The sequence below is a fragment of the Bacillus sp. FSL K6-1218 genome, assembly GCF_038006445.1.
GTDB lineage: Bacteria > Bacillota > Bacilli > Bacillales > Bacillaceae_G > Bacillus_A > Bacillus_A thuringiensis_S.
In genome coordinates, this window is record NZ_JBBOVE010000001.1 from 1,234,299 (window position 1) to 1,252,736 (window position 18,438).

Consider the following 18,438-nt stretch of genomic DNA (forward strand, 5'->3'; position numbering starts at 1 on the left):
CTATTATATCAAATTATTCTGAATACTGCTCTCTATTATTTCATTGATAGAATATGAGAGAAGGCTTTTGGTAAATCAGTTTGCCAATATTTCCAAGTATGGTTACCTTCAAACTCCTCGTAATGCGTAATGAAATTTCTATCTGTAAGAAGTGTATTTAACTCACGGTTCGGTTCTACGAAATCAGATACTTGTCCATCAGTACGCTTTACAGCCGTTTCTTCTGTACCGATGACGTGATACAGTTCTAATGCTTGTGGATCTTTGAAGTCTTTTGCTAAGTTCATTACTGTCTCATCCACAAATGGTGATTGCATAACGACTTTACCGAATGTATGCGGATACATAAGTGCAGTCATAAAGGAAACTGTTCCGCCAAGAGAATCACCAATTAAAACACGACCTTTTCCCATTTGGTACGTTGGATAATTTTCATCAATATATGGTGCAAGTTCATGAGCAAGGAAACGAATATATGCAGCATTTTTTACTTCATTTGGGAAATATTTTTCTTTACGATCATGTACATTTTTATATGGAATACCGACAATAATTGTACGGTCAATTTCTTCAGTTTCACGAAGGCGCTCAATTACACGATGCGCTTTACCAAGCTGAAAATAATCTCTACCATCTTGTGCAATTACAACTGTATGTTTGTGCAGTGGTGTGTAATTTACTGGTAAATAAACGAGAAGTGTAACGTCTTCTTGAAGTGATGCGCTATAAAATGAAATTTCTTCAATTCTCCCTATTGTTTGACTCATGTAGATCCCCCTAAATAAAAATTTACTGTAACGATTGTAAGAGCGACGCTTATAGTGAAAAAGGAAATAAATATTCACTAATTGGTGCCTTAATTTCTATTTTACCATAATGGTACGAAGAATCTAAAAAATTAGTATTTAAGTTACGAAAGAAAACAGATATAATGAAGTGGGATTTTTGACAGGTGAGAGGGGAGACGGAATTTGAAACAAGAAAGATCAATCGCACTACCATTAGCAATTTCTATTATAGCCATTTCATTCGCAGCAGTTTTTGTAAAGATGTCCTCAGCACCATCTTCAATATTAAGTATGTATCGATTATGGATTATCGTGCTTATTATGCTGCCTATCGTTTGGAAAAAACGGGAAGAGTTTAGTAAGATTCAAATAAAAGATTGGGGATTTTTAATTGGATCTGGATTCTTTTTAGCGCTACATTTTCTTTTATGGTTTGAATCTTTAAAGCATACAACAGTTGCTAGTTCAACAATTATTTTGGCACTTCAACCGATCGTATCTTTAGTTGGAGGTTTTTTTCTGTTTAAAGAAAGAACAACATATTCAGCCATTGCAACGATGGGAATCGCTATTCTAGGGGTAATGTGCATTGGTTGGGGAGATTTAGGTTTAAGTAAGCAAGCAATTTATGGAGACATATTATCCTTTCTAAGTGTAATAGCAGTTGTCGGTTATTTATTTATCGGGCAAACGACAGTAAAGAAAGTATCACACTGGATTTATAGCTTTACAGTTTTTGCGTTCGCAGGTCTTTTTATGGGGGTTTATAATGTCATATTACAAGTACCCTTTACAGGTTATACGAAGTGGGATTGGACCGTTTTTCTTTTACTTGCGGTTGTGCCGACAGTGTCACATGTAATTAATAACTGGCTATTAAATTATGTAAATGCAACGACAATTTCAATGAGTATTTTAGGAGAACCTGTTGGAGCATCTATACTTGCGTTCTTCTTACTTGGAGAAAAATTAAATGCAATGCAAATTATCGGTAGCATGCTCGTATTGTTTGGTGTATCTGTTTTCTTACTACAGCAACAAAAACGAACAACAAAAAATGTCGTAAATGAGCCGGTGTATACACAGGAATTATAGTGTTAGGGGAGAAAAGAGAAGTTGTGATACTTCTCTTTTTGTTTTATAGAAATACGGGCGTAGAAGGGGGAGGGAAATGGAAGAGATATTAAAGAAGTAATTGAATATAGCAATCCCAAGTATAGCTGTATACATAAGACGAAGCCAGGAAGCTAGTAATGAGAGGCTAGTATGAATTGGTTTTAGAAAGAAATAAAGAGCTCACGCGGCGACAATATCAGTAATAAAAATGATAATCCACCCGGAAATTTCTGCTTTGAAAAGTGAATTTGAAGTTTGGATATTATGGAATGTTGTACTCGCATCTCCTTGTACAACGAGATTTCCATGAACAAAACCGTAAGAAAAAAAGGCAATGAATGCCATAACAAGAAGAGATGTGCTAGCGAATAAGGCGTACTTTCGTTCAGTCATAATACGTCCTCCTTTTCTAATATTGTTTTCATTGTAATAGGGAAAAGGAAGAGAATCATTGACTTAAATCAAGATGGGGAAAGTTTAGTGGAATTTCCATCAAAAAAGATGTATGGTTATATCCAATCTTTTTTATTAATCTTGTAAAAAGTAAAAACTCAAATATTGAAATCGAGTAAAAGAGTGGCTACGAAGCCACTCTTTTACTTTGGATTTGTCATATAAGGTTGTACATGAATGACACATAGGTCACGAAATTTGCCTTCAGCAGTTGTGACGATTACGACTGCTTTACCTGCACTTTTTCCAGTAATCGTCACGGTGTCACCTTTTGGATATATGGTGATGATATCAGAATTCATATTTGACCAAATAAGCTCTTTATTCGTTGCTTGTATTGGCAAAATGGAAGCTGATAACACAATGTTTTGTCCCGTTTTTATTTTTAATTTATGTTTTTCCATATGAACACCGATGACTGAAATAACAGAAGGAGCAATTGAAATTTTAGGCGGGTTAGGTTGCATGTTTAAACAAGACGCAGAAGTATTTGTGATAGGTGAAAATTTTCGTGTTTGTTGTTGCTGGAAAGCTGCTAACATGTTGGAGTCCCCTTTCTGTATAAGTGCTGATACTCATACTATAAAGGAGTAGTGTTATGTTAAATTTAACGAAACATAAAGAATTTGTTAAATTTGATAAGAAGATTGTCGAACTGTAAAAAATCTCTGCTGTTACGATAACAGCAGAGATTTCTTTTTATAGATTATGACTATGTTGTTTTTCGAAATCCTCAAATTGCTCTTCAACTTCTTTTGAAGGTTGTGTTAGTAAACTAACAATTACGATTACTAGTAAACTAATAGTGAAACCAGGAATCATTTCATATAAGAATTCTTTTAAGAATTTGAATTGAGTCCAAATAATTACTGTAGCGGCACCAGAAATCATACCAGCAAGTGCGCCCCACTTCGTCATACGTTTCCAATATAAGCTTAATAAAATAGCAGGTCCGAATGAAGAACCAAATCCAGCCCAAGCGTATCCAACAAGAGCTAAAATCGTATCATCTTGTTTAAGTGCTAATGCACATCCAATTAAAGCGATAACAAGAACAGCCATACGACCGACAAATACAAGTTCTTTATCAGAAGCAGAACGTTTAAAGAATGTACGATATAAATCTTCAGTTACAGCACTCGAAGTAACGAGTAACTGAGATGAAATTGTACTCATAACAGCTGCTAAAATAGCTGCTAATAAAAATCCAGTAATAAGTGGATGGAATAAAATAGTGCCAAGTTCAACGAAAATCGTTTCTGGATCAGAAAGTTTTAAACCTGCTTTTGAATAGTACGCAATACCGATAAGGCCAGTAAACATAGCTCCGACAACAGAAAAAATCATCCAGCTCATACCAATACGTCGTGCGCTTTTAATTTCTTTTACAGAAGAAATTGCCATAAAGCGTACGATAATATGTGGTTGTCCAACATAACCAAGGCCCCATGCGAATAATGAAATAATTCCTAATACAGAAGTACCTTTAAAAATATCTAATAATGCCGGATCGATAGATTTAATTGTTTCAAATGCTGGACCAAGTCCATTTACGTGCATAATTGTTACGACTGGAACAAGAATAAGAGCGACTACCATAATGATTCCTTGCACGAAGTCTGTCCAACTTACAGCTAAAAATCCACCAAATAATGTGTAAGCTACGACAACTCCACCAACGATAAGAAGACCAACATGGTAATTGAGTCCAAATGAATTTTCAAATAATACAGCGCCAGAGACAAATCCTGAAGCTACATAAAACGTGAAAAATATCATAATAACAAGTCCAGATACTAGGCGTAGCATATGGGATTTGTCGTGGAAACGGTGTTCCAAAAATTCTGGGATAGTAATAGAGTTGTTTGCAATTTCAGAGTAGGTACGTAAGCGAGGAGCGACATAGATCCAGTTTGCGTATGCGCCTAATGTTAGGCCGATCGCAATCCAACTACTACTTAATCCAACGCTAAACATTGCACCGGGTAAGCCCATTAAAAGCCAACCACTCATATCAGCTGCTCCAGCACTTAATGCTGTTACTGCGGGGCCTAGTGTACGCCCGCCAAGCATATAATCTGTTAAGTTGGACGTTCGTTTATAGGCGAAATAGCCAATTACTAACATCCCGAGCATGTAAATAGAGATAGAAGTTAAAGTTAACATCTGCGTACTCATGTAGTTCCCCTTCCTTTTGTCATGTCTTTTGATGCGTTATGCATATTTATCCCGCATTAACGGGTAGTAAAACTCCCACCTTAAAATTGGCTGGGCAAGGAAGTTAGGTGGGAGATCAACTGCCCGTAAATGCCCGATTGGTTCAACTAATAATCAGTGGGGTGATGAACAAAACCCCCACTGATTAAAGTTTCACTTTATAATCTATCATGATTATTCTGAAAAATCCATATAGAAATACGAATTTTCAGAAATGTAAGCGTTTTTTGACATCATTTTATTTTTTTAATATATAATATTCATACAAAAAACCTTATTTTTAATAGAGTATTTATTATATTTACATAAAAAGAGGTTGTTTTGTCAATATAATATTGAAAGGAAAGAAAAATATTTTTTTTTGAAAAGTATTGACTTGTGAAAAAAGTCAGGTCTATAATGAGTGCAACTTAAAAAAATGCAAGCGTTGATGAAGAAGAGTACACATGATGAACATGTCAGAGAGCTGATGGTTGGTGCGAATCAGTATGGAATTGATGTGGAATGGGCTTCGGAGCTTCCAAACCGAAACGAAAGAAGTAGGCTTTGGCGACATGATCTCATCGATACAAGAGACACGTATTGTTTTTGATACGGTAAAGTGCGTTACATTTGTAACGAATTAAGGTGGCACCACGGGAGTACCCGTCCTTTCTATAGGATGAGTACTCCCTTTTTGTGTATAAAAAATTAAATAAATGAAATCGTTTAAGTAAGAAGAGTACGTATATTGGAGACGTTACAGAGAGCTGGGAATAGGTGGGAGCCCGGTACGGTGCCATATACGGAATGGGCTTACGAGAGGTATGCTGAACAATTATTTTCAGTAGGCAACCCGGGTTCCGCCGTTACAAGGATAAGGTATAAATTTTGTACCTGAACAAAGCGGGATGCTTTTGCATCCAACACGAGGTGGTACCGCGGTATATTTATCGTCCTCTACATATTTTCGATATGTAGGGGACTTTTTTATTTTTCAGAGTGAGGTGAAGGACATGATGACGAAAGAAGAATTTATAAAACAAAAAAGAGAGAGAAAGACATTTTTAGTAATCACTGAAGAAGAAGGAGATAGCATTACGCCAATTTCTTTATATAGACGTATGAAAGGGAAGAAGAAATTTTTATTAGAAAGTTCACAGCTTCATCAAGATAAAGGGCGTTATTCTTACTTAGGATGTAATCCTTATGGAGAGGTGAAAAGCGTTGGTACGGAAGTAGAACGAATGATATATGGGCAAACAGAAAAGTTACAAGGTAACGTACTACAAGTGTTAGAAGAAGTAATCGCATCCTCACAAGTAGATAGCCCATTTCCATTTTGCGGAGGAGCAGTTGGTTATATTGGATATGATGTCATTCGGCAGTATGAAAACATTGGAGCGGATTTACACGACCCATTAAATGTTCCGGAAGTACACCTTTTACTATATCGTGAGTTTATCGTTTACGATCATTTACGCCAAAAGTTGTCGTTTGTATATGTATGCAGGGAAGATGATTCAGCAGATTATGAGGAAGTATACGAAAGGCTACGAGTATACAAAGAGGAAGTGCTACAAGGAGAAGAAACTGAAGTAAATGCAATACAATCCACATTATCATTCACTTCTTCTATAACGGAAAAAAAGTTTTGTGAGATGGTAGAAACGGCGAAAGAATACATTCGGGCCGGGGACATATTCCAAGTCGTATTATCTCAGCGTTTGCAAAGTGAATGTATTGGTGATCCTTTCGCGTTATACCGAAAGCTTCGAATTACCAATCCATCACCATATATGTTCTATATCGATTTTCAAGATTATGTTGTACTCGGTTCTTCGCCGGAAAGCTTGTTATCAGTTAGAGAAGATAAGGTGATGACGAATCCAATTGCGGGTACGAGGCCGAGAGGGAAAACGAAGGAGCAAGATGCGGAAATTGAAAAAGAACTGTTAGAAGATGAGAAAGAACGAGCGGAGCACATGATGCTTGTAGATCTTGGTCGGAATGATATTGGCAGAGTAAGTGAAATTGGATCCGTGACGATAGATAAATATATGAAAGTAGAAAAATACTCTCACGTTATGCACATTGTATCTGAAGTTTACGGAACATTACGAAAACGAATGAGTGGATTTGATGCATTAGCGTATTGCCTACCAGCAGGAACAGTGTCAGGCGCTCCGAAAATTAGAGCGATGGAAATTATAAATGAGCTAGAGAATGAAAAAAGAAATGTATACGCAGGTGCAGTTGGATACGTTAGTTTTTCAGGGAATCTTGATATGGCGCTCGCCATTCGAACGATGGTCATAAAGGATGAAAAAGCATACGTTCAGGCAGGAGCGGGAATTGTTTATGATTCAGACCCAGTAGCTGAATATGAAGAAACGTTAAATAAAGCGAGAGCGCTCTTGGAGGTAATGAAATGATTGTACTGATTGATAATTATGATTCATTCACTTATAACTTGTATCAACTGTTAGGTGAATACGAAGAAGATATTGTAGTCGTAAGAAATGACCAAATAACGATAGAACAGCTAGAAGGGATGAATCCAACAGGAATTGTGCTTTCGCCAGGACCAGGAAAACCAGAGGATGCTGGCATTTGTATCGAAGTGATTCGTCACTTTTATAAGAACGTTCCCATATTAGGTATTTGCCTCGGACACCAGGCGATTATATCAGCATTTGGAGGAGAAATTGTTAGAGCGGAGCGCATTAAACACGGAAAAACATCACGCGTAAAACATAACGGAACATCAATCTTTTCATACGTGACACAGCCGCTAACAGCGATGCGCTACCATTCCCTTGTTGCAGCGCAAACGAGTTTGCCAGAGTGTTTTGACATATTAGCGACAGCGATGGACGACGGAGAAATTATGGCAGTTCGTCACAATTATTATCCGCTATTCGGATTACAGTTTCATCCAGAATCAATCGCGACAGAAGAAGGCGGAAAGTTAATACGTGCCTTTTTAACAGAAGTGAAGGAGGAGGAAAGAGTATGAATAACTATCTTCGTAAATTAGTGGAGGGACAACATTTAACAGAAGAGGAAATGTATAGAGCAGGGCTTCTTTTATTAAATGAAAACATATTGGAAAGTGAAATTGCAGCTTTCTTAGTCTTACTGAAAGCGAAAGGTGAAACAGCAGAAGAAATATACGGCCTTGTTCGAGCTCTTCGCGAAAAGGCATTACCGTTTTTGAACCATATACAAGGAGCAATGGACAATTGCGGAACGGGTGGTGACGGTGCCCAAACGTTTAATATTAGTACAACATCGGCATTTGTACTCGCAGGAGCTGGCGTAAAGGTTGCAAAACATGGTAACCGTGCTGTATCTAGTAAAACAGGAAGTGCAGATTTATTAGAAGAACTCGGTGTAAATATTAGCAGTACACCAAACGAAATTGATTATTTATTAGAGCATGTCGGCATCGCATTTTTATTCGCACCAGCGATGCATCCAGCATTAAGACGTATTATGAAAATAAGAAAAGAATTAAATGTGCCGACAATCTTTAATTTAATTGGTCCTTTAACAAATCCAGTGAATTTAGAAACACAATTTGTCGGTATTTATAAACGAGATATGTTATTACCAGTTGCACAAGTATTACAAAAGTTAGGCCGGAAACAAGCGCTTGTCGTAAATGGAAGTGGTTTTTTAGATGAAGCGTCATTACAAGGGGAAAATCACGTAGTCCTTTTAAAAGATAATGAAATAGTAGAAATGAATATTGATCCAGAAAAGTATGGTTTTTCAAGAGTGAAAAATGAAGAAATTAGAGGAGGGAATTCAAAAGAAAATGCAAAGATTACAGTCGGCGTATTGAGTGGAGAAAAGAGTGTTTACCGCGATACTGTGTTATTAAATGCAGGTCTAGCCCTTTTTGCAAATGGAAAAACAGAAACGATTGAAGAAGGAATTAAACTAGCAACACATAGCATTGACTCTGGAAAAGCATTAACCAAATTAAACTTATTAATTGCAGCAAGCAACGAAAAATTAGAAAGGGTGAACTAAAGTGGGGACGATTTTAGATAAAATTGTAGAACAGAAGAAAAAGGAAGTTGCGGAGTTATATGAAACGTATACACCAGTAAAAACAAAAAGAAAGGCACATTCACTTGTAGAAGCGTTACAGCAGTTTACTGTCATTGCAGAAGTAAAGCGAGCATCACCATCAAAAGGAGATATCAATTTACACGTTGACGTACGAAAACAAGTGGGAACATATGAGAAATGTGGTGCAGGAGCAGTATCTGTTTTAACAGATGGTCAATTTTTTAAAGGATCGTTTCACGATTTGCAAACGGCAAGAGAAGAAAGTAACATTCCGCTTTTATGTAAAGATTTCATAATCGATAAGATTCAAATCGATAGAGCGTATGAAGCGGGAGCAGATATTATTTTACTAATCGTAGCAGCGTTAACGAAAGAGAAATTAAAAGAGTTGTATGGCTACGTGTTAGAAAAAGGATTGGAAGCGATTGTTGAAGTTCATGATGAACAGGAATTAGAAACTGCGATCCAACTAAATCCACATGTTATTGGCATTAATAATCGTAATTTAAAAACGTTCGAAGTAGATTTAAGCCAAACTGAAAAGTTAGGAAAACGATTGAATGAGGAGAAATTACTTTGGATTAGTGAAAGTGGCATTCATTCAAAAGAAGATATTACCCGCGTTAAAAGAGCTGGGGCAAAAGGGGTATTAGTTGGAGAGGCACTTATGACATCATCTTCTATTAGTAGCTTTTTTGAAGATTGTAAGGTGAATATATGAAAGTGAAAATTTGCGGTATTACTGATGTTGAAACAGCAAAATGTGCTTGCGAATACGGAGCAGATGCAATCGGATTTGTTTTTGCAGAAAGTAAGCGGGAAATTACTCCGGGGCTAGCGAAAGAAATTATTGGGGAGCTTCCAGCACACGTGTTAAAAATCGGGGTTTTCGTAAATGAATCAGTTGAAGTGATTCAGAAGATTGCAGATGAGTGCGGGTTAACGCATGTGCAACTACATGGGGATGAAGAGAATCATCGAATCAGAAGATTGAATATTCCATCTATAAAATCACTAGGAGTAACTTCAGAGAGTGATATGAAAAGCGCTCAAGCATATGAAACGGATTATATATTGTTTGATAGCCCGAAAGAAAAGTTTCATGGAGGAAATGGAAAGACATTTTCATGGGAACTACTTGGGCATATGCCAAAAGAATTGCGAAAGAAAACGATATTAGCTGGTGGATTAAACGCTCTTAATATAGAAGAAGCAATTCGAACTGTTCGGCCATATATGGTCGATGTGAGCAGCGGAGTAGAGACAGAAGGAAAGAAAGATGTAGAGAAAATAAAACAATTTATTATAAAAGCGAAGGAGTGTTCCAAATGAACTACGCATATCCAGATGAAAAAGGACATTACGGTATATACGGAGGACGATACGTTCCAGAAACGTTAATGCAATCTGTACTAGAACTAGAAGAAGCATATAAAGAAGCGATGCAAGATGAAGCATTTCAAAAGGAATTAAATCATTATTTAAAAACGTACGTCGGAAGAGAAACACCGCTATATTATGCTGAAAATATGACGAAGTATTGCGGTGGTGCAAAGATTTATTTAAAACGTGAAGATTTGAACCATACAGGAGCTCATAAAATTAACAATACAATCGGTCAGGCACTACTTGCAGTGCGAATGGGCAAGAAAAAAGTTGTCGCTGAAACAGGAGCTGGACAACACGGAGTTGCAACAGCTACTGTATGTGCTCTTCTCGGGTTAGAATGCGTCATTTTTATGGGAGAAGAAGATGTGAGACGTCAAAAATTAAATGTGTTCCGAATGGAATTACTCGGAGCGAAAGTAGAAAGTGTAGCGGCAGGTAGCGGCACATTAAAAGATGCGGTGAACGAGGCGCTTCGCTACTGGGTTTCACACGTGCATGATACACACTACATTATGGGATCAGTTCTCGGACCACATCCGTTCCCACAAATTGTCCGTGATTTCCAAAGTGTAATTGGGAATGAAACGAAGAAACAATATGAAGAGTTAGAAGGAAAATTACCAGAAGCAGTCGTTGCTTGTATTGGTGGTGGTAGTAACGCAATGGGAATGTTTTATCCGTTTGTACACGATGAAGAAGTTGCTCTTTACGGCGTAGAAGCAGCTGGAAAAGGCGTTCATACAGAAAAGCATGCAGCAACTTTAACGAAAGGAAGCGTCGGTGTTTTACACGGATCAATGATGTATCTTCTGCAAAACGAAGAAGGGCAAATTCAAGAAGCACACTCTATTTCAGCAGGACTCGATTATCCAGGTGTTGGTCCAGAACATAGCTTGCTAAAAGATATTGTCCGCGTTTCTTATCATTCGATAACAGATGAAGAAGCGTTAGAAGCATTTCAATTATTAACGAAAAAAGAAGGCATTATCCCGGCGCTAGAAAGTTCACATGCTGTCGCATACGCATTAAAATTAGCTCCGAAAATGAAGGAAGATGAAGGACTTGTTATTTGCTTATCAGGCCGCGGTGATAAAGATGTAGAGAGTATAAAACGTTATATGGAAGAGGTGTAAAAAATGGGAGTAGAAAAAATTAAAGCAGCGTTTGAAAATGGTAAGAAAGCATTTATTCCGTACGTAATGGGCGGAGATGGTGGCCTTGAAAAATTAAAAGAAAGAATTCGTTTTCTAGATGAGGCTGGAGCAAGCATCGTTGAAATTGGTATTCCGTTTTCAGATCCAGTCGCGGACGGCCCAACGATTCAAAGAGCAGGAAAGCGAGCGCTAGATAGCGGCGTAACATTAAAAGGCATTTTTCAAGCATTAATAGAGGTAAGGAAAGAAGTACAAATTCCGTTTGTACTCATGACATATTTAAATCCAGTACTCGCATTCGGAAAAGAACGATTCATCGAAAACTGTATAGAAGCAGGTGTAGACGGTATTATCGTCCCAGACTTACCGTGTGAAGAACAAAATATTATTGCGCCGTTACTTCGAGAGGCAAACATTGCGCTCATTCCACTCGTTACCGTAACGAGTCCTATTGAAAGAATTGAAAAAATTACGAGTGAATCAGAAGGGTTCGTTTATGCTGTTACAGTAGCGGGCGTAACGGGAGTACGTCAAAACTTTAAAGAAGAGATTCATAGTTACTTAGAAAAAGTAAAATCACACGTCAACTTACCAGTCGTCGCAGGATTCGGTATTTCAACAAAGGAACATGTAGAAGAAATGATTACAATATGTGACGGCGTTGTTGTTGGAAGTAAAGTTATTGAGCTGTTAGAAAATGGAGAAAGAGAAGGGATATGTGAATTAATACAGGCGACAAAACAAAAAGAAGAGGCGTAAGTCCCTTCTTTTTGTTTTGCTCAATAAATGTTAAAATATACAGAAAATACATATAATTTAGAGGGTGAGAAGGCATGCTAAGATGGAAATTACTATATCTTCTTTTAACTGTACCACTATACGCTTGGCTCATTAGCATGACGAAAATAGAGTTGATGGCTCTATTTTTAGGATATGTATTCATCTTTTCAAACTTAAATCGCATTCAAGAACAGTCTATTTTAGAAATATGTATATTTTCGATTAGTGTAGAATTATTTAGTATTGTTTCGATTGTATTATTAAACGAATTATTCAGGTGGATTCATTCATTTGAATTAATGAAATTTGGAAATATTGTATTGCAAGTAATATGTGCTTATATTGTGTTTGTTGTGTTAGATAAAATAGTCGGACAGCAGACAATTTTTCAGGATAATAGAAAATGGGAGTGAATGAAAAGGAGCCGTTTGGCTCTTTTTTCGAATCTGTTGTAAAAACAATTGAAAATTATGTCATCTGTTATATAATAGTTAAAAATTGTATTTTAAACGAAATGAGATGATAACATGGCCATATTGTTGGCACTTATCCCAATTATGATGATTTTCATTTGTTTATTTTTATTTAAACAAACGTCATTAAGGTCCTCGTTAATTTCTTATGCAGTGTCTGTCGGAATCGTTTTACTCTCACCAACGTTTCGATTAGGGATAAGTGAAACTGTGCACGCAACGATTAAAGGATGGTTAATTTGTTTTATTGTCGGGTACGTTTTATTTTTCGGTATTTTTTTATTTCACCTCATGAACAAAATGGGTTACATCGATCAAGTAGCGCGTTTTCTAGAAGCAGTTACTCAGGATCGTTTATTACAAATGCTGCTTATGTGTTTTGGCATTTGCCCGCTTATTGAATCAGTAAGTGGATTCGGTATTGGCTTCATGGTTGCAGCACCTATTTTTCTTTCACTAGGATATAAACCATTTCAAGCTGTACTGCTCTCATTTATCGGCTTACTAGCTAGTTCATGGGGCGCAATGGCAACTGGTACGATTATCGGTTCGCAGCTAATAAATATGCCTCTTACAACACTTGGTACAAATACAGCGCTATTAAGTATTCCGATGTTTGCTTACTTTGTTATTCTTTCTTTACACGTTGTTGGCGGCTGGCAAGCGGTTATAGAAAAGTGGAAAGAAGGAGTAGGATTCTTTCTATTATTTTCTCTCGGAATCTATCTTTCTAATGCGTACGTAAGTGTTGAACTAGCCGGGATATTAAGTTCTATCGTTACGATTACATTTGGCTTTCTTATCATTAAATTAAAAGGAAAAAGTGGGCAGAATCTTATAACAGAACATGCGGCTGCAACGGAGAGAGAAGTATCCATTATAAAAATTATTAGCCCTTATATATTTCTAACAGTTTGTATTTTACTTTCTCGCCTCGTTCCAGCATTACATGATTTGTTCAGATCATATGCGGTTCTTGATTTGAAATCATACTCTTACAAACTAGAGTTACTATATTCACCAGGATTTTGGCTCGGTATGACTTGCTTATTTACTATTATTTTCTTCCGCATCCCGTCTAATATTATTAAACAATCACTCTCGCAAACGATCAAACAATGGATTCCTTTTGCTATTACTACGACAATGTTTATCGCCATTTCAGAACTAATGGGTGCATCAGGCATGCATTTATTACTCGCAAAGACAGCTGGTGAAACATTTGGAACCTTTTTCGTTTTTGTTGCTCCGTTTATTGGCGCTATTGGTGGATTTTTAACAGGTAGTAACGCAGGATCAAATGCAATGTTTATAAAACTACAAATGCAAACCGCACAAAACGTAGCACTCCCGTGGCAATACGTCACAACACTGCAAAACACCGCATCATCAGTAGCGACAATCGCTTGTCCGTCACGGATTACACTAGGTGCTTACTTATGTAATATCCCTTACCGTGAAAATGAACTGTTAAAGAAGACGACGTTAATAATCTTTGGTGCGGTTTTGCTTGTAATGGTAGAAGTTATTGTTTGGTATATGTTGAGAAATTAAAAATCCTCCTAACATAGGAGGATTTTTTTTATGAGTGGATAATGATTTAAATATGAATAGCTTCTACTAAATGAATAGGAGATGAAATGTATGCCCCTAAAAAACTACGGCGTGTTAAAAGGTACAGTTATACAATCTAAGATTGGAAAAGGGAAATCACCTCATTATCAAGTTCATTTACAAGATGAAGCAGGAGTAGATTACCGTATTGCAATTAACGTGAAATCGCAAAGTTATCCGTCAGAAGTTTTATATTTTGCGAGTAACGATATTCGGTCAGAAGCAATTCATATTTTACCAACATTACCATTCGGTTTTACAGAAGTAAAAAATAACGAGCCAAAAGTAGCTTTAGACTACGTAAGAGGTAAGTTATTTGATTCGAAACAAATGATTCCTTTACCTGCTGAAAAAGCAGGAGTTGATAATGACTTAAATGAAAAAATAGAACGTTATATAAAACGAGCGATAGAAGAAAAAGCAATTATTTACGCGTTCGGTGAAAGATGGGGACCAGAAGAAAATACACCAGATTCTTACTTTCATTTTGAACCAGGAAACGGGATACACGATATTCATATGAATCAAGGGAATGTAGAGAAATGGAAAGGTGATAATGGTATATGGCAAGACGGAGGTATACTCATTCACTTCGAAAAGGAAGAAGAATGGATGGGTATCTTCCTTGCCTTCCAGTCGCAGTCATGGTGTACGGATGAAGAAGGACATGCTCGTGTGCCGGTTGAGCATTGTGATTATAAAGGGAATAATTAATGAGAAGAGGGCGTTCAAAACGAACGCCCTCCTCTTATTTTATAAAACCCAAAACTAACAAGTGTAGAAATACAAGAGAAAAGCAGTGCTACACTAGAAAACGAAATGAGATACATATTATATTTCATAACCTGTCCAATTAGCTGGTTACTGTCGTATTGAAACAGTCCCGCTATGATGTTGAATAAAAATAAAACGATAAACATGACGATAACTCCGTCTATTGATCCTTTAATGTCTGGTTTACTTAAAGCGATATGTGCAGAAATGCAAATGGCGATAAATAAAAATAACCAAAAGGAAGGGTTCAATAAATTGCCGATTGTAAATAAGCTTTTCAATAATACAAACGTCGACAAGAGCATGTTTTGGATCATTTCTATATTAATAGAAGTAGAAGCGATCGTTTTTTCGAGAGTTGTATTAAATAAAAAATATGATTCTGGTACGAAATAGCGCATTAAAAGGATTAGTGCAGTAATACCAGAAATAATAGGCCCGATACCGATGAAGAAATTCCCAATTCGTTGATATACACTTTTTTGATTGTATTGATGTTGTACGTAGCCTAAAGCACCTTGACTTATGTCTGTTGGGAAGAACTGCGTTGCAACAATTTTATGACGAAATAGTACGCACATAATGGCATGTCCAAGTTCATGAATAGGAACACCAATCCACGCAGTTAAAAGGAATCCTTTTCTTCCGAAAGCTCTCGACCAATACATCCGTGTGAGAGATTCTAAATAGCCTAATAGAAATCCAATTACAATGATAACGCCAATTAAAGATAATAATTGGATTACGCTTGTAAGGAGTATTTGAAAAATTGAGTTTACCAATTCCATTGTCTTTCATCCAATCTGTTAAAAATATTATTTATTCTGTTTCATAATAGCATTTTTTTTCAAGATTGCTAGCACATATATTTCTTTCGAAAGAAGGATTTCAGAATCTTTTTCTTGTAGTCATGTTTTATGTACAAAGTCATATATTGAATTTGTAACACCCTATATGGTATATGCTTAAGGAGGGATGAGAGAATGAAATGTCCGTCATGTCATACAGAAAATGCAGCAGAGGCAAAGTTTTGCGGGAATTGTGGACATTCGTTAACGGAAGAAGTAGTGGCAAGTAGTGGTCAAGAAGAAGGGCCGGAACAAGCACGCGCGGCACAAGTAAAGGAAACTCGGCCAAATGAAACGGTAGAGCAAGCGAAGCGGTTTGCGAGCGGCTATTTTCAATTTTTTAAACATGCATTACAAGCACCGACAGCGATTATGAAAAGCGGCACGATTGAAGTAAGAAATGGAATTGTAAGTCTTGTTCTTATTTGTTTTTTAGGAGCATGTATTTTTTATAGAATGATGAGTGCAGCATCAGCAGTTACGAGAACATTTGCACCAGATATATCTACTCCCACATTTTTTGTAGAATCTATAACGGTCTTTTTCTTTTTATTAATTTTAACTTTATTTGTCGGATTTATTATTTTTGTAAGTGGTAAGATGATGAAATCATCTTTTTCGTTTCTTGAAGTATTCGGTATATGGGGAACGCTAGCGACGCCGGCTATTGCTATATTAGTCCTTTCTTTTCTTTTTAGTTTCTTATTAATCTTTTTCTTACCGATATTATTATCGGTAGCTGCAACTTATTTAGGGATTAGTATAACTGTAGCCATATTAAAGCTAGACAATGGCGGATTAGATCTCGTGTACACACTTATTATTGCAAATGTTTTAATTGGAATTGCAACATTTATTGTACTTTGGTCTTACATTAGCACGATAATTCAAGCCTTAACACAGGGAATAACTGGCTTCTAATGAAAAGGTGGTTGACTGGATGAATGTATGTACAAAGTGCGGAATTCAGTTTGAAGATGGTGTGCAATTTTGTCAAAACTGCGGGACGAAGAGGGGAAGTCCTGTAGTAAAGAAGAACATGAGCGGTGGTGCAAAGGTTGGCATTACACTGTTAGCACTATTTGTTATAGCGATTGTTGCAATGTATTTGTACGGATCATCGTATTATACGCAGGTGGCACAAGTAGACCGGATGATTACGATTTTACAAGAGAGGGACGGAGAGAAATTAGCTCAGGTCGTTACGACAGATGATCCATCGGTTACGATAACGAGAGAGAGTGTAAAGCCGCTATTTTCATATATAAAAGAAAATCCATCTTACGTAAATGAATTAAAAGAATATTTGAGACAAGGTGAAAAACAACGGGACGGAATAGAAAGAGCCGATTTTTCATTAACGAAAGACGGAAAGTATTTCTTTATATTTGATCGATATAAATTGAAAGCGAAGACGTACTATACAACTTTGCTTACAAATGAAAAAGGCGTATCGTTAAAAATGAACGGAAAAGAAATTGATAAGACAGATGACAAAAAGTTTGAGAAGCAATATGGGCCATTTCTTCCGGGAAATCAAGTGTTTCAATCAGAATATAAAAATGACTATGTAAAACTATCTCGTGAGGAAAAGGTTGTACTTATGAAACAAAGCCAAAATAACGTAACGATAGATTTAACGTTGCAAGGTCAATATATTACAGTTCAAACGAACGCGCCTGGTGCAACATTGTACGTAAATCAAAAACCAGTTACAGCGCTCGCAGGAGAAGAAATTACATGGGGGCCTGTAGCGACTGATGGAAGTGCGACGATTTATTTAGAACGAAATGGAGAAAGCGGACGGGAAACGACAAAAGTAGAGAAGGTAACGGCACTTTCGTCTTATAATCTTCCATTCCAAACGAAAAGTACAGAAAAAACAGTTGTTTATAATGTTACCCCGCCACCTACGACTGGGTATGTATATAATGGTTTCATCTTTCCTGATAGTGATATTCGAAAATTAACGAGCACAGATTTAACATATTTATCGAAAGAACAGTTGAAAATTGCTAGAAATGAAATATATGCAAGGCATGGACATATTTTTCAAACGAAAGATATGCAAGCATATTTTGCGAAACAGTCTTGGTATAGAGAAAATCCATATTTTACAGGAAAGCTAACGGATATTGAATCTTATAATGTTGAACTAATTAAATCAAGAGAATAGAGCACATGAAAAAAGGTACAGTGCATAACTGTACCTTTTTTATGGTTTTTTATCTGAACCAGGATCCCTTGAGAAAAAGATATGAAAGAGAAATGTGACTTTACTTGCTCCTCCTGATGTACTTGCTTGCACATCAGATAATGCGTTAGATGTTAAAACACCTTCAGAATGAGGGGGTACGACTATTTTGAGAGTATCATCTGATTCTGATGATGCAGTAACTGTTATTGTATCATCAGATAAGTTCAAAATTTTTACAGTACCGATTGGTAAGATGGACTTGCCAGCGTGTGATGCTGAAGCGAAGCGAGAGCCTTTCCAAATTGTTTGTGGGAAAGTTTCATCATTAGATAACCAAGCACGAGCACTATAAATGGTTGCGTTAATAGAAAATTCTTGATCGAGCGACAAGGCGGGTTTTGGTTCTTTCGGTTCCTCTGGAGTTTGAGCGAGAAGGCCGGCGCACATGTATGTTTCACCTACTTTCAATTGGTTACTGTTATAGCATATTAAACATGTTGTTTATAAGACACGACAGTTACCTATTCATACATAAGTTTGTGCACCAAATTTGAAGATGAAATTCTCTTTCTT

At 36.7% G+C, this 18,438-nt stretch carries 18 protein-coding genes, 1 pseudogene and 2 other annotated features; of the genes and pseudogenes, 13 read left to right on the forward strand and 6 right to left on the reverse strand.

Annotated elements, in window-relative coordinates:
* Window positions 1-35 precede the first annotated feature (35 nt).
* The gene (locus tag MHI26_RS06445; protein WP_000084010.1) at window positions 36-767 is read right to left on the reverse strand and encodes an alpha/beta hydrolase; all 732 of its coding nucleotides are present in this window, start codon (window positions 765-767) and stop codon (window positions 36-38) included.
* A 204-nt stretch (window positions 768-971) separates the two neighbouring features.
* Here MHI26_RS06445 and MHI26_RS06450 point away from each other — a divergent pair, with 204 nt between their 5' ends.
* Window positions 972-1,883: a DMT family transporter gene (locus MHI26_RS06450; RefSeq protein ID WP_000808246.1), complete on the forward strand. Its 912-nt coding sequence runs from the start codon at window positions 972-974 to the stop codon at window positions 1,881-1,883.
* 90 nt (window positions 1,884-1,973) lie between these two features.
* Here MHI26_RS06450 and MHI26_RS06455 read toward each other — a convergent pair.
* From MHI26_RS06455 to putP, 3 genes and pseudogenes are all read right to left on the reverse strand, one after another.
* A pseudogene (locus tag MHI26_RS06455) lies at window positions 1,974-2,297 on the reverse strand (DUF4386 domain-containing protein); the annotation flags it as partial.
* A gap of 203 nt (window positions 2,298-2,500) precedes the next feature.
* Window positions 2,501-2,899: an Ig-like domain-containing protein gene (locus MHI26_RS06460; RefSeq protein WP_000878734.1), complete on the reverse strand. Its 399-nt coding sequence runs from the start codon at window positions 2,897-2,899 to the stop codon at window positions 2,501-2,503.
* A 157-nt stretch (window positions 2,900-3,056) separates the two neighbouring features.
* Entirely contained in the window at window positions 3,057-4,535 is a 1,479-nt protein-coding gene (gene putP / locus MHI26_RS06465; RefSeq protein ID WP_000107195.1) for a sodium/proline symporter PutP, read from the reverse strand.
* A 457-nt stretch (window positions 4,536-4,992) separates the two neighbouring features.
* Window positions 4,993-5,230 (forward strand) — a binding site (T-box leader).
* 42 nt (window positions 5,231-5,272) lie between these two features.
* Window positions 5,273-5,517, forward strand: a binding site (T-box leader).
* Window positions 5,518-5,569: 52 nt separating this feature from the next.
* On the opposite strand from putP, the gene trpE reads away from it, so the two are divergent.
* The 10 genes from trpE to MHI26_RS06515 all read left to right on the forward strand — a co-directional run bounded on the left by trpE (window position 5,570) and on the right by MHI26_RS06515 (window position 14,760).
* Window positions 5,570-6,988 (forward strand): anthranilate synthase component I, encoded by a 1,419-nt coding sequence (trpE, locus tag MHI26_RS06470; RefSeq protein WP_061668035.1) that lies wholly within the window; start codon window positions 5,570-5,572, stop codon window positions 6,986-6,988.
* Entirely contained in the window at window positions 6,985-7,572 is a 588-nt protein-coding gene (locus MHI26_RS06475) for an aminodeoxychorismate/anthranilate synthase component II (RefSeq protein WP_000636341.1), read from the forward strand. The genes trpE and MHI26_RS06475 overlap by 4 nt, the downstream gene beginning before the upstream one ends.
* Window positions 7,569-8,594: an anthranilate phosphoribosyltransferase gene (gene trpD, locus MHI26_RS06480; RefSeq protein ID WP_001067377.1), complete on the forward strand. Its 1,026-nt coding sequence runs from the start codon at window positions 7,569-7,571 to the stop codon at window positions 8,592-8,594. Before MHI26_RS06475 ends, trpD begins: the two co-directional genes overlap by 4 nt.
* Before the next feature lies 1 nt (window position 8,595).
* Window positions 8,596-9,357 carry an indole-3-glycerol phosphate synthase TrpC gene (gene trpC, locus MHI26_RS06485; RefSeq protein ID WP_000536710.1) on the forward strand — a complete coding sequence of 254 codons (762 nt, stop codon included), beginning with the start codon at window positions 8,596-8,598 and terminating at the stop codon, window positions 9,355-9,357.
* Entirely contained in the window at window positions 9,354-9,968 is a 615-nt protein-coding gene (locus MHI26_RS06490) for a phosphoribosylanthranilate isomerase (RefSeq protein ID WP_000865126.1), read from the forward strand. The genes trpC and MHI26_RS06490 overlap by 4 nt, the downstream gene beginning before the upstream one ends.
* Window positions 9,965-11,158 (forward strand): tryptophan synthase subunit beta, encoded by a 1,194-nt coding sequence (trpB, locus tag MHI26_RS06495; RefSeq protein ID WP_061668034.1) that lies wholly within the window; start codon window positions 9,965-9,967, stop codon window positions 11,156-11,158. The genes MHI26_RS06490 and trpB overlap by 4 nt, the downstream gene beginning before the upstream one ends.
* 3 nt (window positions 11,159-11,161) lie before the next feature.
* Window positions 11,162-11,938, forward strand: coding sequence for a tryptophan synthase subunit alpha (gene trpA / locus MHI26_RS06500; protein WP_061668033.1), 777 nt, complete (start codon window positions 11,162-11,164; stop codon window positions 11,936-11,938).
* Window positions 11,939-12,012: 74 nt separating this feature from the next.
* Complete coding sequence (locus MHI26_RS06505; RefSeq protein ID WP_000946977.1) at window positions 12,013-12,372, forward strand: DUF4029 domain-containing protein; 360 nt, start codon at window positions 12,013-12,015, stop codon at window positions 12,370-12,372.
* A 114-nt stretch (window positions 12,373-12,486) separates the two neighbouring features.
* Window positions 12,487-13,986 carry an L-lactate permease gene (locus MHI26_RS06510; protein ID WP_000996270.1) on the forward strand — a complete coding sequence of 500 codons (1,500 nt, stop codon included), beginning with the start codon at window positions 12,487-12,489 and terminating at the stop codon, window positions 13,984-13,986.
* A gap of 90 nt (window positions 13,987-14,076) precedes the next feature.
* The gene (locus MHI26_RS06515) at window positions 14,077-14,760 is read left to right on the forward strand and encodes a DUF2278 family protein (RefSeq protein WP_061668032.1); all 684 of its coding nucleotides are present in this window, start codon (window positions 14,077-14,079) and stop codon (window positions 14,758-14,760) included.
* Window positions 14,761-14,774: 14 nt separating this feature from the next.
* On the opposite strand, the gene MHI26_RS06520 is transcribed toward MHI26_RS06515, so the two are convergent.
* Complete coding sequence (locus MHI26_RS06520; RefSeq protein ID WP_061668031.1) at window positions 14,775-15,608, reverse strand: hypothetical protein; 834 nt, start codon at window positions 15,606-15,608, stop codon at window positions 14,775-14,777.
* A gap of 195 nt (window positions 15,609-15,803) precedes the next feature.
* Between MHI26_RS06520 and MHI26_RS06525 the strand changes: the two genes are divergently transcribed.
* Window positions 15,804-16,589 carry a zinc ribbon domain-containing protein gene (locus tag MHI26_RS06525; RefSeq protein WP_061668030.1) on the forward strand — a complete coding sequence of 262 codons (786 nt, stop codon included), beginning with the start codon at window positions 15,804-15,806 and terminating at the stop codon, window positions 16,587-16,589.
* Between the two features lie 19 nt (window positions 16,590-16,608).
* Window positions 16,609-17,844 (forward strand): TcaA 3rd/4th domain-containing protein, encoded by a 1,236-nt coding sequence (locus MHI26_RS06530; RefSeq protein ID WP_061668029.1) that lies wholly within the window; start codon window positions 16,609-16,611, stop codon window positions 17,842-17,844.
* A gap of 39 nt (window positions 17,845-17,883) precedes the next feature.
* Here the strand turns inward: MHI26_RS06530 and MHI26_RS06535 are convergent, their stop codons facing one another.
* Window positions 17,884-18,312, reverse strand: coding sequence for a hypothetical protein (locus MHI26_RS06535; protein WP_000332416.1), 429 nt, complete (start codon window positions 18,310-18,312; stop codon window positions 17,884-17,886).
* Window positions 18,313-18,438: the final 126 nt, after the last annotated feature.